Below are 14451 nucleotides of genomic sequence, written 5' to 3' on the forward strand. Positions count from 1 at the left end.
CTAAAAAACCGTATCAGGACGCGACTGATGGCCGCAGGCATGCCCTGCATCTGATCCGTATAAATGAAAGTTTCCTGAGACTGTTTTGTTTCCGGCAGGGTTTCTACAGTTCATCGCATGCCAGACCGGGTGGCCTGGCAAGACTTTGCAACCGTGGAAGAACTGACCATGAGCACAGCAACAATCGGACTGGCCTATAACTACAAGGTCGTCCGCCAATTCGTCGTGGCAACCGTGGTATGGGGCGTCGTCGGGATGGCGATGGGGGTATGGATCGCCTCGCAACTGGTATGGCCCGAGATGAACCTCGACCTGCCGTGGACCACCTTCGGCCGCTTGCGCCCGCTGCACACCAGCCTGGTGATTTTCGGCTTTGCCGGCAGTGCGCAATTCGCCGCCAGTTACTACGCCGTGCAGCGCACCTGCCAGGTTCGGCTGTTCTCGGACAAACTCGCTGCATTCACCTTCTGGGGCTGGCAATCGGTGATCGTGGTGATGCTGATCAGCCTGCCGCTGGGCTACACGACCACCAAGGAATACGCCGAGATCGAGTTCTCCGGCGCGGTGTGGATGACGGTGGTCTGGCTCGCCTATGCCATCGTGTTTTTCACCACCGTGGTGCGCCGCAAGACCAAGCATATCTACGTCGGCAACTGGTTCTTCGGCGCGTTCATCGTGGTGATCGCCATGCTGCACGTGGTCAATCACCTGTCGATTCCGGTGGACTGGTTCAAGTCGTATCCGGTGTACTCCGGGGCCACCGACGCCATGGTGCAGTGGTGGTACGGGCACAACGCGGTGGGCTTTTTCCTCACCACCGGGTTCCTCGGGATGATGTATTACTTCGTGCCGAAACAGGTGGGTCGGCCGGTGTATTCCTATCGCTTGTCGATCGTGCACTTCTGGGCGCTGATCACCCTGTACATCTGGGCCGGTCCCCACCACCTGCACTACACCGCACTGCCGGACTGGGCGCAGTCCCTGGGCATGGCGATGTCGCTGATTCTGCTGGCGCCGAGCTGGGGCGGTATGATCAACGGCATGATGACGCTGTCGGGGGCCTGGCATAAGTTGCGTACCGACCCGATCCTGCGCTTCCTCGTGCTGTCCCTGGCCTTCTACGGCATGTCGACTTTCGAAGGGCCGATGATGGCGATCAAGACGGTCAATGCCCTCTCCCACTACACCGACTGGACCATCGGCCACGTGCACGCCGGCGCCCTCGGTTGGGTGGCGATGATCACCTTCGGCGCCATCTATCACATGGTTCCGAAAGTCTTCGGCCGCAAGCAAATGCACAGCGTGCCGCTGATTAACCTGCACTTCTGGCTGGCGACCATCGGCACCGTGCTGTACATCGCCTCGATGTGGGTCAACGGCATCACCCAGGGCTTGATGTGGCGCGCAATCAACGACGACGGCACGCTGACCTACTCGTTCGTCGAGGCGTTGCAGGCCAGTCATCCGGGCTTCATCGTGCGGTTTGTCGGCGGGGTGTTCTTCCTCAGCGGCATGCTGCTGATGGCGTATAACGTGTGGCGTACGGTGCGGGTTGCGGATGTGAAGATGGCCGAACTTGAAGCGCAGTATGCCTGAGGCAAGGAGCCTGACATGATCGAAATGGCATTGAATCTATTGGGCGTGCTGGGGCTTTGGCTGGCGATCGAATACTGCTTGAAACAGCAGACGACCGAGAGCCTGGACGATGCCAGCCTGATTCCGTTTGCCGATGACCCCGAGGTGGCGCGGCGGGTGGAATTGGCTACCGGCAAGACAGTGAAAGCGGTAGCGCCGCAAGAGTTGAAACCTGGCTGGGGCAACCTCGAAATCTGAGGTACACCCAATTCACTGGGGGAGCGGGCTTGTGGCGAGGGGGCTTGCCCCCGTTGGGCCGCGCAGCGGACCCAAGACCTGCGAGCGCTGCGCACTCGAACGGGGCGGTACGGCGGTCCGACAAGCCCCCTCGCCACACAGGCATTAGTTGCGCTCGCGGGGAATCAGGCTCTGCAGTTGCTGCGCCAAAAAGTTTGCATCGAAGGCAAACGTGTCCGGGTCTTTCAGGCCGTTGGTCTTGCGCCATTGCCAGGCGCTGGACGGTGGCAGGCACACCAGCGAAATACTGCCATAGCGCGCCGCGGTCAACCCCATCACGGCAAGGGAAATCTGCCCACCAACGCCCATCACGTCCGGCACAAACTCCACCGGTTTGCCGGCGATAACGACGCTCAGTTTCTCGGTCTTGAACGTCGACGTCTCCACCGGCACACTCGGCCCGGATGCGACATACGCCTCGCGGCTCACTTCCAGCAGGTTCGGTGCCAGGACCGGTGCCAGCCACTGCTGGATCTGATCGAACAACTCCCCGATGCGCGTCGCCCACACGGCCGATTGCGCTTCAAACAGTTGCTTCTTGTGCGCTTCGCTTTCTGCGTAGTGGCGAAGCATCTCGCCCAGTTGCTGTACGTCGTCCATTGCGGTGTTCCTTTGGTTGAAGCGGTGCTGCGGACTTTGAGCATGGCAGATGCGCGCTGCCGGCGTACGACTAAAAGCGCGAGCGGTACTGGCTGGGGGTCATGGCCAGGTATTTGCGAAAGGCACTGCCCATGTGGGACTGATGGGCGAAGCCGACATCCAGAGCGATGCTGGCCAAGGGCAGAGCCGTGCGCTCGATCAGCCTGCGTGCGGCCTGAAGCCGCACTTCAATGAGGTAGGCGTGAGGCGTCAGGCCAATAGCCTGGGTGAAATCGCGCAGAAAGCGCAGTTCGTTGTGCCCATAGGTGACAGCCAATTGTTCCAGCGTCAGGGGGTGCTGGAACTGCTCGGCGATCTGTTCCATGACTCGGGCAAAGGCCTTGGACGTGGCACGCTGCGTTGTATCGGTTATCGAACCCGCGACGCCAACCAGCGCCGCGGCACATTGCTCAAGCGCCAGCAGGTCGGGCTGCGTGGCGAGCAACTGACGACGAATCTCACGTGCGATGGTCAGCGCACGTCGATTGCCGCAAGACTGCACACGGTGGGCGACACTGGGTAATTGTTCGCTGGCGAACGGCTCATCCAGCCGCATCAACAGATACTCGCCACCGCTGGCCGATTCGGAAAACACCTCCACGCCGACCGGCGTGTACGCCAATACGCCCGGCCAGGTATCGAAATCCGTCCGCCGGTCAGAATCGATCGCATGCACGCCCTGCTGACGTTCCAGCGTCACCCCGAGGGTTTGTGACTGCGCCGGATCCCGCGCGCTGTACGGCGCACGGGGCAAAAGTTGCAGGCAGAGTCTGCCGCCCAACAGGTTCTCGCTCAGCACACCGGGCATGTGAAATTTCCTGATAGATCGGAACAAGGATCCACTGGACACTCTCCCCAAGGATTTGCCATTCACAGGAGCACGACATGCGCACCATCGGCCTTATCGGCGGCATGAGCTGGGAGTCCAGCGCCGAGTATTACCGTCTTATCAACCAGCAGGTACGCGACCGCCTCGGGCCGTTGCGTTCGGCGAAATTGCTAATGTACAGCGTCGACTTCGGCCCTGTCGAACAGGCCCAGCATGCCGGGCGCTGGGACGATGCGGCGGCGATTCTGGTGGATGCCGCGCGACGCCTGGAGGCTGGCGGCGCTGACTGCGTGGTGCTGTGTACCAACACCATGCACAAGGTGGCCGGGCAGATTCAGTCGGCGATCGATATTCCGTTCCTGCACATCGCCGACCCTGCCGCTCAGGCAGCGCTGGATGTCGGTGCGCTGCGGGTGGGTCTGCTCGGTACTGCGTTCACCATGGAACAGGATTTTCTCAAGGCACGTCTGACGGCCAAGGGCCTGACGGTGCTGGTGCCGGAGGCTGAAGAGCGTCAGGCGGTGCACCGGATCATCTATGACGAGTTGTGCGTCGGGGTCATCAGCGAGGCGTCGCGCCAGGTCTATCAACGGGTGATCGAAGCGCTGACCGAACGCGGCGCCCAGGCGATCATCCTCGGCTGCACCGAGATCGGCCTGCTAATCAAACCCGAGCACAGCGCCCTGCCCTTGTTCGACACCACCGAACTGCATGCGCAGGCGGCGGTGGCGTTTGCGTTTGCGTTGGGCGACTGACTCAACCTTCCTTGGGCGTGCGACGCAAGCGCGCCATGCTCAGGGTATCGACCAAGCGACCGTCACGCACGGCATAGTCGCGGAACAGGCCTTCGGTCTCGAAGCCGAATTTTCGGTACAGGCCGATGGCCGCTTCGTTGTCGGCGTACACCGAGAGTTCGACCCGTTGCAGGTTCATCCAGTTGTCGGCGACATCGAGCGCCGCCGCCAGCAGCTTCGAACCGACACCCTTGCCTTGCCAAGCCACGGCGACACCCATGCCGAAGCTGCCGGCGTGGCTGCGGCGAACTCGCGAAAACTGTTCCAGACCGATGTTGCCGATGACCGTTCCCTGGTGCAGCGCCACCAGTTTCACCGCCCGTTCGTTGTCGGCCATCAGGCGTTGGCGCCAGACCTCGGTGGACTGAAACGGCATCTGCAGCACCTGACGGGCCACAGCCGGGTCGTTGTAGAGGGCGGTGACGCCCTCGATGTGGGATTCGTTGAAGCGTTCGAGGGTAATGACGGAGTCGGCGGGCATGAGTGTTTCGTCCTTGATGCGTACATGGCCGCCTACTCTATAACGCCACAAAGGTGTTCTGCCAGAAGCTCAGTCGAGCTGCTCAAACCACTCCCGCCGCTCGTTGAAGGTATTGCGGATCAGCTCGACAACTCCCTGCACCTCGGCCTCATTTCGGGAGTCGGCATTAACCGCCATCCACACCTGGCGCTGCATCGGTTGGTTGAACAGCCCGGGCAACGCCAGCAGCCCTCGATCGAATCGGCTCATGTAGTGCGGCAACAAACCGATGCAAGCGCTGCAACGGATCATCTCCAGCATCAACTCATAGGAATGCAACTGCACCACCCCCGCCAGGCGCTGCTCCACCAGACGGTTCCACGGCCCAAAGGTCTCGACCTGGCGGTCGTGCTGCCATTGCACCAGCATGAAGTCGGCCAGGTCACCCAGGCTGTCCGGGCGGGCCGCGACCCGCGAGTAACGTTTGGCAATGTGCGGCAGATAGTCCAGCCGTGCCAGGCGCTGGGGCTCGGTGATGGCAAAACTGGGGCCTGGTAGCGGCGAATCAGTGCCCGTCAGCCACACCACCACATCGGCGCTGATCGCCCGCAGGGACAGTTCGCTGTCGAGGGAAATGATGTCCAGGCGCACACTGGCGTTGCGCCGCAGCAGCGAGACCAGGTCGCGACCGAGGATGTCGTGCAGGATCGACTCGGCCACGGCCAGGCGAATCAAGGGCTGTTCAATCACCGGCAAGTCGCGTTCACGGGCCAAGGCCATCAACTGCGCCTGAAGCTGCAACCCGTCACGACTGAGGGCAAAGCCATTGCCCGAATGGCAGAACAACGAGCGCTGCAGTTGTGTTTCAAGTTGCGCCAATTGTTTACGCAACTGGGTCGACTTGATATTGAGACTGCGGGCCGCCTGCATGAAACAGCCACAGCGGGCGCTGACCCTGAAAGACTGCAGCAACACCGGATCGATTCCGGCTATCCGTGAGTGTAAGGCGTTACTGTGTTCTACGGGCGAATGGTACTCGGCCACGCCCTGACGCCCGGCGGATTCCATGAATGACATTGATGACTCCCTGTCGATCTGTCCTTGAGCGTTTCATCCTGCTGATCGTTCATGAACCTGATGTGACAAGCGGGCAAAAACCAAACCAATAATCAACCGCCGGGGGTTTGCCGAAAACTCACCGCCAGGCGATTCCAGCTGTTGATGGCGCTGATGGCCATCGTCAGGTCGACCAATTCCCCTTCACCGAACTGCTCCCGGGCCAGTGCATAAACATCGTCCGGCACATGGCTTTGCGCGAGCAGGGTCACCGCTTCGGTCCAGGCCAGGGCCGCCCGCTCCCGAGGGCTGAAAAAGCCGCTGTCGCGCCAGACCACGATTGCATACAGCCGCCGATCGGTCTCGCCGATACGACGTGCGTCCACCGAGTGCATGTCAGTGCAGAAGGCGCAGCCATTGAGCTGCGAGGCGCGGATCTTGATCAGGTTCAGCAACGCCGGTTCGATGCTCAGATCACGGGTCAAGGCCTCCATGGCGATCATGGCTTTCATCGCCTTGGGCGATGCGCTGTAGTAATCCAGGCGAACGGTCATGGCGGCGGCCTCGTGGCGCGAATCGGTATCTCCACGTTAGGCGCTGATGCACGAGCGTTACAGAGCCAATTCAGCGAAAAAGCCATGGACCGCCCGACAGAAGACCAATCGCCGGTTTTTCACCCACGCAACTTCTGTGCAGTCACTCATGCAGGTAATCTGGCGCGACGCACAGTCGCCTCACAATCGCCCAGGAGCCCCGCCGGTATGGAACTTCACGTTGTCATCAACGGCCGCAAGGATCTGGCAGGCCAGCTGTACCGGCAACTGCGCAGCGCCATTGAATCCGGGCGCCTGGCAGCCGGCACGCAGCTGCCGCCCAGCCGTTTGCTGGCCGAACAACTGGGGATTTCGCGCAAGACCATTTCCGACACGTATGCACAACTGACCTACGAAAACTTCCTCACCGGGGTGATCGGCAAAGGCACCTACGTCAATGCCCTGGCGGCAAAAGTCGTCCGTAAACAGAGCCATTCGGAATTGGCCAGCTTCGATGTCATCGAGAGCTGGCGCAAGTTGCCGACGTTCTTGCGCCACCCGACGCTGGAAGGCTCGCTGCGCTACGACTTTATCGGTGGTGCAACCAGCAAGGGCCAATTTCCGCAGGACGACTGGCGCCGTTGTACCTCCCATGCCTTGCGCCAGATCGCCGGCTCCAAGGGTTTCTACAGCCAGCCCGAAGGCCTGCCGGCGTTGCGCAATGCAATCGCACAGCACATCGCATTTTCCCGCGGGGTCAATTGTCGGGACGAAGACGTGGTGGTGTGCAATGGCGCGCAGCAAGCGCTGGACCTGATTTCCCGGGTGTTGACCCAACCGGGCAGCCTCGTGGCCATGGAGGACCCCGGTTACCCTCCTGCGCGCCTGTTGTTCGGGACTCATGGCGCAACGGTGGTCGGCGTGCCGGTCGATGCGCAAGGCATCCAGGTCGAGCACATTCCCGACGGCACGCGGCTGATTTATGTCACCCCCTCGCACCAGTTCCCCTTGGGCATGCCCATGAGCCACGAGCGTCGGCTGGCGTTGCTGGAACGGGCCCACGAACTGGGGGCGATCATCATCGAGGACGATTACGACAGCGAGTTCCGCTATGAAGGACGGCCCACCGACTCGCTGCAAAGCCTGGATGAACGCGGCATCGTCGCCTACGTCGGCACCTTCTCGAAGACCCTGTTGCCGGAGTTGCGGCTGGGGTATGCGATTTTGCCGCCGGCGATTCTCGAAGCGGTGATCAGCGCCAAGCAACTCACCGACCGGCACACCTCCACCCTGCCCCAATGGGCGCTGGCCAAGTTCATCGCCGAAGGCTGTCTGCTCAAGCACATCCGGCGTTGCCATACGATTTACGCCGGGCGCCGCGAACGGATCCTGGCGAGGATGGCGGGCGACCTTTCGCCATGGTTCGAAGCGGTGCCGACCACGGCCGGGTTTCACATGGCGGTACTGTGCAAGGTGCCGGTCGATATTCCATTGGTGATCGAACTCGCGAAAAAAGTCGAAGTGGGGCTCTATACCCTGGACGACTTTTTTTACCAGCAAACGCCACGGGCCGGGCTTTTCCTGGGATTCGGGGCGATCGAAACCCTGGACATCGACATCGCCCTGGACCGTTTGCGGGACATTTTGCAGCAGGTTGGTTGAGGGATTGGTCTGCGGTTTTATCCGGTGATTGGCTATTGGCGGCCCAAGGGGGCAGGCCTATCCTGCATGGGCGTTATCCCTCAATGAGCAGGATTCGTCCGGCCTGATTCAGGAGTGTGAGTAATGTCCAACCAAGTGTTCAACACCGTAAAGATACGAGCTGCCGCCGGTCGCTCGGACGAACTGGGCAAACAACTGCAAAAGATTGTCGACACCCTGCGCGAACTTCCGGGCTGTGACGGCTATATGGTCGACCGCTGCCCCGAAGACGACACCCGCTGGACGGTCAGCGCCCGCTGGCAATCGGAAGCGGCCATGCAAGCGCATTTCAATCGCCCCGAAGTGCAAGGCTTTATCGGCCTGATCGACAGCCGACTGGCCAATGCCGTCGACTTCAACAGCTTTCCTATCGTCTGACAAACACCTGTGGCGAGGGTGCTTGTCAGATTGCCGCACCGTCCCGCTCGTCTGCGCAGCAGACGTAAACCCAGCGAACGCAGTCTGTCTGGCCCTTTGCGCCCACCGGTTTTGGGGCCGCTGCGCAGCCCAACGGGAGCAAGCTCCCTCGCCACAGTTCATCACCCTTTAGCTCTTCGCACTCGTGATTGGTCCCCTCACCTTCCGGAAAATTGGCCGTTTGATTGCCCGACGGCGCGGCTTACCGTGGTCCCTGACGACTCACCACCACAGGTAATCAACCATGAATGCACTTCGTTTTTTGCCGCCTCTCTCACCGCCCTGGCCCTGAGCGTTTCAGCCTCGGCATTCGCCGACAAAACCGCCGCCCCTTCGGAAAACGTCACCATCCTGCAAGATCAGATGCTAAAAAACGCCCCCGGCAAAAAAGCCTTGATGATCGAAGTCGATTACCAGCCGGGCCAATCTTCCATTGCCCATAAACACCAGGGTACGGCCATGGCCTATGTGCTTTCGGGGGAGATCACTTCTCAAGTCAAAGGCGAAAAAGCGATTACCTACAAGGCTGGCGAATTCTGGTATGAGCCGGCCGGTTCGGAACATCTGGTCTCGAAAAATGCCAGCGCCACCCAACCCGCCAAGCTGTTGGTGTTCATGGTGTTGGCCCCGGATGAGAAAGTGTTGATTCCTTTGCAGAACTGATCGCTGAGGCGAAGAGGCCCGACCAGCCCCCCCCCCAAAAAACCGTCAGGCAAAAAAAAGCCCCGTCTCTCTCGAGACGGGGCTTTTTCATTCAACGCTCAATCAGGCAGCCGGTTCCAGCTCGGCACCCGCAGTAGCGGTGATAACGGCAGGTACTACCGTTTGACCGCTCAACGCGACATCCAGCAATTCACGGTTGGCCACCGCGTACATGGCGTAATCAGTGCCACTGGCGGCACGGATTTCCACCAGCATGGCGCGCCAGCGTTCGATCATGCCTTCGTTCTGCTCCATCCACAGCTCCAGGCGTGTTTCCACGTCCTGGGTGCCGTCGCCCTGTTGCAGGACCGAGATGGTGATCGCACGTTGTTGCCAGTCGACGTCATCGCGGAACGCTTCACGGGCCAGGGCTTGCCAGTTGTTTTCAACCGGCAGGGCGCTGATCTGTTGCAGGTACCAGGTGATGTCCAGCGCACTGCCCACGGCGAAGTAGGCCTTGGCCACATCTGCTGGATCCTGGCCGGTCACGTCGGAGGCTTCGATGATCGGCAGCAGGGTGTACAGGTGCGTGGTGCCAGCCACCATGCGTGCCAGCAACTCCGGCACACCGGCTTCGACGTACGCCTGATAGCGAGCCTGCCAGGTGTCGCGAATCTCGCCACTGAGCAGTTCGTCAAGCTTGAGGCCCAACTCCTTCAGGTGCGGACCGAAATGCGCGACGTCACGGGCGGCGTTCTGCTCGTTGCGGCGGGCACGCAGGAACCAGCGCGTAGCGCGACGGCCCAGACGCATCAGCTCGTCCATCAGCTCCAGTTGTACGTCGGCCGAGACCTGATAATCCAGGGCTTCGATCTGACGGAACCAGTGCGGGAGGTGGAAAATGTCACGCACGATCACATACGCACCGGCCACGTTCGCCGGGCTCATGCCGGTCGACTCTTTGAGCCGTTGAACGAAGGTAATGCCCATGTGGTTGACCAGATCGTTGGCGATCTGGGTGCTGACGATTTCGCGCTTCAGGCGGTGACGGCGCATGGCGGCAGAGAACTTGCTGACCAGCGTCGGCGGGAAAGCGGTTTCCATGTCACGGGTCAGGTAGTCGTCGTCCGGCACCAGGGAGCCCAGCAACTGCTCCTTGAGGTCGATCTTGCTGTAGGAGATCAGCACCGACAGCTCGGCACGGGTCAGGCCATGGCCTGCCGCGACGCGCTCGTTGATCGCGTCTTCCGACGGCAGGAACTCGATGGCGCGATCCAGCTTGCCACGGGCTTCCAGATCGTTCATCAGGCGCTTGTATTCAGCGATCCGTGGCAACGCGCGACGGGCCGCCAGCGACAATGCCTGGGTCTGCTTGTAGTTGTTGCCCAACACCAGGCCACCGACTTCGTCGGTCATGCTCGCCAGCAACTGGTTACGTTGCTTGTCGGTCATGTCGCCGGCCTGAACCACTTCGTTCAGCAGGATCTTGATGTTCACTTCGTGGTCGGAGCAGTCCACGCCACCGGCGTTGTCAATGAAATCGGTGTTGGAACCGCCGCCATTGAGGCCGAACTCGACGCGGCCCAGTTGGGTCATGCCCAGGTTACCGCCCTCGCCCACAACCTTGCAGCGCAGTTCGTTGCCGTTCACGCGCAGTGCATCGTTGGCCTTGTCGCCGACATCGGCGTGGCTTTCGCTGCTGGCTTTGACGTACGTGCCGATACCGCCGTTCCACAACAGGTCTACCGGTGCCTTGAGCAAGGCATTGAGCAGTTCGGTCGGGGTCAGCTTGTCGGCCTGAATGTCGAAGCGCTCTTTCATCTGCTCGGAGATGGCAATGCTCTTCGCGCTACGGGAGAAGATACCGCCGCCTTCGGACATGATGCTGGTGTCGTAATCCGACCAGGCCGAACGCGGCAGGTCGAACAGGCGCTGACGCTCGGCGAAGCTGCTGGCAGGCTCCGGGTTCGGGTCGATGAAGATGTGCAGGTGGTTGAAGGCTGCGACCAGTTGCAGCTTGTCGGACATCAGCAAGCCGTTACCGAACACGTCACCGGCCATGTCGCCGACGCCTACCACGGTGATGCTGTCTTCCTGGACGTTGATACCGCGTTCGCGGAAGTGGCGTTGTACGCCGACCCACGCGCCCTTGGCGGTGATACCCATTTTCTTGTGGTCGTAACCGGCGGAACCGCCAGATGCGAACGCGTCGCCGAGCCAGAAGCCGTAGTCGATGGCGATACCGTTGGCGATGTCGGAGAAGGTCGCAGTGCCCTTGTCCGCCGCCACCACCAGGTACGGGTCATCGTCGTCATGGCGCACGACGTTGGCCGGTGGTACCAGCGCACCGTCTTTCAGGTTGTCGGTGATGTCCAACAGGCCCGAGATGAAGATGCGGTAGCAGGCGATGCCCTCGGCCGCGATCTCGTCACGGCTGCCGCCCAGTGGCAGGCGACGCGGCAGGAAGCCACCCTTCGCACCCACCGGCACGATGACCGAGTTCTTCACTTGCTGGGCTTTTACCAGGCCCAGGACTTCGGTGCGGAAGTCTTCTTCACGGTCGGACCAGCGCAGACCGCCGCGAGCCACGTTGCCGAAGCGCAGGTGCACGCCTTCGACGCGCGGCGAGTAAACGAAGATTTCAAACTTCGGAACCGGCTTCGGCAGCTCTGGAATCTGGTGCGGGTTGAACTTGAAGCTGAAGTAGGACTTGTTCTGACCGTGAGCATCGGTCTGGTAGAAGTTGGTCCGCAGGGTCGCCTTGATCAGGTCCAGGTAACGACGCAGGATGCGGTCTTCGTTGAGCACCTGAACATCGTCCAGTGCGCTCAGAATCGCGTGTTCCAGGCGTTGTTGCTTGTCTTCCAGGTCGTCACTGGCCAGCTTGCGCGCCAGGTAGAAACGGGTTTTGAACAACCGGGTCAACTCGCGAGCGATGTCGGTGTGGTTGTTCAGGGTGCTGGCGATGTAACCCAGGTCGAAGCCCAGACGGATCTGCTTCATGTAACGGGCATAGGCGCGCAGCAGCGCCACGTCGCGCCATGGCAGGCCGGCGGTCAGTACCAGACGGTTGAACGCATCGTTCTCGGCATCGCCACGCACGATGTGGACGAAAGCGTCCTGCAAGGTGTCGTTGAGTTGCTGGATGTCGAGTTCCAGGCCTTCGGCAGCCGTGAACGCAAAGTCGTGGATCCAGAACTCGCGACCGCTGTTGTGGCGCAGGCGATACGGGAATTCACCCAGTACGCGCAGGCCGAGGTTTTCCAGGATCGGCAACACATCGGACAACGCCAGCGGCGTGTCGGCGTGATACAGCTTGCAGTGCAGCTCACGTTGGCCCGATACCTGACCCAGCGGCTGATAGAAGCTCATCACCAGCGGATTCTTTTCGCTCAGGCTCAGCAGGTGCTGCATGTCGACCACAGCCGAGTGGGCGGCGAAGCGCTCGCGGTAACCGGCCGGGAAGCCTTTCGGGAAGTCGGCCAGCACGTTGGTGCCCTGGGCTTCGCCGAAGCTCTCGACCACCAGGCTGGCGTAGTCGTCCTGCCAGCTGCGGCAGGCCTGCACCACTTCTTTTTCCAGCAGAACCGGGTCGATGTCCAGACGGTTCTTCGGGTCGACCCGCAGAATCAGCTGCACACGGGCCAGCACGGATTCGGAGAAGAAGGTCCAGAACTCGCAGTCAGAGGCTTTCAGACGATCCATCAGCACTTGCTGGATCTTCTGGCGCACTTCGGTGGAGTAGATGTCACGCGGCACATAGGCCAGGCAGTAGCAGAAACGACCGTACGGGTCTTTGCGCAGGAATACGCGGATCTTGTTGCGTTCCTGGATCTGCACGATCGACATCACGGTAGCGAACAACTCATCCACCGGCGTCTGGAACAGGTCATCGCGAGGCAACACTTCAAGTACCTGGGCCAGTTCCTTGCCCAAGTGAGCCTTGGCCTGGAAGCCCGAGCGCTGCTCGATGATCTCGACCTTGCGACGGATGTAAGGAATGACCCGCACGCTTTCGCCATACACCGACGAGGTGTACAGGCCCATGAAGCGGCATTCCTTGATGACCTTGCCGTTGGCATCGATCTGGCGGATCGACACGTAGTCCGGGTAGGCCGGACGGTGGACACGGCTTGGGTGTGCCGCCTTGGCGAATGACAGCGGCGTCGGTTCACGCAGATAGTTGACGGCGTAGTCTTCGATGCGCAGGTCATCGACGGTCAGGCCGGCGCGCAGCAGCTTGGTCAGGCCGAGGAACGAGCTCTGGTCATAGTCGATGTGACCGCCGTTCTGATCCTCGCCCACCACGAACTCTTCGTAGCCCAGGAAGGTGAAGTGGTTGCCCACCAGCCATTCCAGGAAGCTCTTGATTTCGGATTTTTCTTCGGCGTCGATGGCGAACTGGCTATTGTCGATGCCTTCGATCAGCTCCTGGACCTTGGCTTTCATCGGTTCGAAATCGGCGACCGCAACGCGGACTTCACCGAGAACCTGCTCCAGCTCTTTGGTCAGGACATTCAATTCGGCCGTGTTGGCGCAACGGTCGATTTCCAGGTACATCAGCGATTCTTGCAGAATGCCTTCACCCTGGGTGCCTTTCGGCAGGATTTCCAACAGCTCACCCTTGCTGCCGCGACGCACGCTCAGCACAGTGGTTTGCAGGGTATGAATGCTGTAGCCGCGACGGTTCAGCTCGGTACGCACCGAATCCACCAGGAATGGCAGATCGTGGTGCAGCACTTCGACCGCGGTGTGGGTCGACTGCCAGCCGTGGCGTTCGTAATCGGGGTTGTAGACACGCACTTGCGATTGAGCGTGATCGAAGCGCTCAAGCAGGCGCCATGCAGAAAGGGTGCAACCGGCGAGATCGGACAACCGACGTTGGGTCAGCTCGTCGAGGGAAATGATGCCGAAAAATTGTTCGGCGAACAGCGCCACTTGTGGCAGTGCCTGTTCACTGATGTGCTGCGCCAGTGCCGCTTGCAGTTGGTGCTGGAAGTCGGCTTTGCTGGCTGCGGTGAAGAACGCCATCTGTGGTACTCCGCTTGGGCTTGTTATTGATGGAAGCGTCGCGTGCAAACCCCTTTCGGGGCAATCCGTCACCCTGTTCCTGATTCTCGGGCAGAGGAAACAGGACGACAGTTGGGTGAAGCTGGACGAGACACTCAGGTCACATTCACCTTCCATTGAATGGGCATCTGCAAAAACGACTGGCGGGGCTACCATCGCAGCCATCGTCAATGCCTTTACGGGTGCTCATCCGTTGCGCAGCTTAACCAGTGCGGCAAGGGCCGTGCTTGCAGCGCTGCGACATATTCGGTCATCGGCACGTAACTCGTGGCATGCGCCTCGAACAACACTAGCAGCCGTGCAGGAAAACGGGCGTTTTATGCCCGGATTTACGGCACCTTCGTACCAGAAATGACTCGAGACGCATCGGATGTTCACAACACATCCTCTGACACTCAGCCAAGCAGAAATTCCCCAGGGCTGGCAGAATTGCCGTTT

The 14451-nt window shown here is 60.6% G+C and carries 13 protein-coding genes; 7 read left to right on the forward strand and 6 right to left on the reverse strand.

Going from position 1 to position 14451, the window contains the following annotated elements; genetic code table 11:
• Positions 1-168 precede the first annotated feature (168 nt).
• Positions 169-1596: a cytochrome-c oxidase, cbb3-type subunit I gene (gene ccoN / locus LOY28_RS16160; RefSeq protein WP_258612125.1), complete on the forward strand. Its 1428-nt coding sequence runs from the start codon at positions 169-171 to the stop codon at positions 1594-1596.
• A gap of 15 nt (positions 1597-1611) precedes the next feature.
• A complete protein-coding gene (locus tag LOY28_RS16165) occupies positions 1612-1833 on the forward strand; it encodes a cbb3-type cytochrome c oxidase subunit 3 (protein ID WP_258612126.1) in 222 nt (73 codons plus the stop codon).
• A gap of 144 nt (positions 1834-1977) precedes the next feature.
• Here the strand turns inward: LOY28_RS16165 and LOY28_RS16170 are convergent, their stop codons facing one another.
• Positions 1978-2472, reverse strand: coding sequence for a hypothetical protein (locus LOY28_RS16170; RefSeq protein ID WP_064618184.1), 495 nt, complete (start codon positions 2470-2472; stop codon positions 1978-1980).
• 70 nt (positions 2473-2542) lie between these two features.
• A complete protein-coding gene (locus LOY28_RS16175; protein ID WP_258612127.1) occupies positions 2543-3319 on the reverse strand; it encodes a helix-turn-helix domain-containing protein in 777 nt (258 codons plus the stop codon).
• 77 nt (positions 3320-3396) lie between these two features.
• On the opposite strand from LOY28_RS16175, the gene LOY28_RS16180 reads away from it, so the two are divergent.
• Entirely contained in the window at positions 3397-4095 is a 699-nt protein-coding gene (locus LOY28_RS16180) for an aspartate/glutamate racemase family protein (RefSeq protein ID WP_258612128.1), read from the forward strand.
• Between the two features lies 1 nt (position 4096).
• Here LOY28_RS16180 and LOY28_RS16185 read toward each other — a convergent pair whose 3' ends face one another.
• The 3 genes from LOY28_RS16185 to LOY28_RS16195 form a co-directional block, all read right to left on the reverse strand.
• Positions 4097-4615: a GNAT family N-acetyltransferase gene (locus LOY28_RS16185; RefSeq protein WP_018926154.1), complete on the reverse strand. Its 519-nt coding sequence runs from the start codon at positions 4613-4615 to the stop codon at positions 4097-4099.
• A 69-nt stretch (positions 4616-4684) separates the two neighbouring features.
• The gene (locus LOY28_RS16190) at positions 4685-5671 is read right to left on the reverse strand and encodes a LysR family transcriptional regulator (protein ID WP_258612129.1); all 987 of its coding nucleotides are present in this window, start codon (positions 5669-5671) and stop codon (positions 4685-4687) included.
• Between the two features lie 92 nt (positions 5672-5763).
• A complete protein-coding gene (locus tag LOY28_RS16195) occupies positions 5764-6204 on the reverse strand; it encodes a carboxymuconolactone decarboxylase family protein (RefSeq protein ID WP_018926156.1) in 441 nt (146 codons plus the stop codon).
• A gap of 207 nt (positions 6205-6411) precedes the next feature.
• Between LOY28_RS16195 and LOY28_RS16200 the strand changes: the two genes are divergently transcribed.
• The 3 genes from LOY28_RS16200 (at position 6412) to LOY28_RS16210 (ending at position 8964) form a co-directional block, all read left to right on the forward strand.
• Positions 6412-7845 (forward strand): PLP-dependent aminotransferase family protein, encoded by a 1434-nt coding sequence (locus tag LOY28_RS16200; protein ID WP_258612130.1) that lies wholly within the window; start codon positions 6412-6414, stop codon positions 7843-7845.
• Positions 7846-7968: 123 nt separating this feature from the next.
• Positions 7969-8262: a putative quinol monooxygenase gene (locus LOY28_RS16205; protein ID WP_018926158.1), complete on the forward strand. Its 294-nt coding sequence runs from the start codon at positions 7969-7971 to the stop codon at positions 8260-8262.
• Between the two features lie 276 nt (positions 8263-8538).
• Positions 8539-8964: a cupin domain-containing protein gene (locus tag LOY28_RS16210; RefSeq protein WP_258614461.1), complete on the forward strand. Its 426-nt coding sequence runs from the start codon at positions 8539-8541 to the stop codon at positions 8962-8964.
• A gap of 102 nt (positions 8965-9066) precedes the next feature.
• Here LOY28_RS16210 and LOY28_RS16215 read toward each other — a convergent pair whose 3' ends face one another.
• A complete protein-coding gene (locus LOY28_RS16215; protein ID WP_018926160.1) occupies positions 9067-13974 on the reverse strand; it encodes an NAD-glutamate dehydrogenase in 4908 nt (1635 codons plus the stop codon).
• Here LOY28_RS16215 and LOY28_RS16220 point away from each other — a divergent pair.
• The gene (locus tag LOY28_RS16220) at positions 13949-14368 is read left to right on the forward strand and encodes a hypothetical protein (protein ID WP_140393602.1); all 420 of its coding nucleotides are present in this window, start codon (positions 13949-13951) and stop codon (positions 14366-14368) included. The two genes, LOY28_RS16215 and LOY28_RS16220, sit on opposite strands and share 26 nt — an antisense overlap.
• The last annotated feature ends 83 nt before the right edge of the window (positions 14369-14451 follow it).

Origin of the sequence: Pseudomonas sp. B21-017 (assembly GCF_024749245.1) — a bacterium.
Lineage (GTDB): Bacteria > Pseudomonadota > Gammaproteobacteria > Pseudomonadales > Pseudomonadaceae > Aquipseudomonas.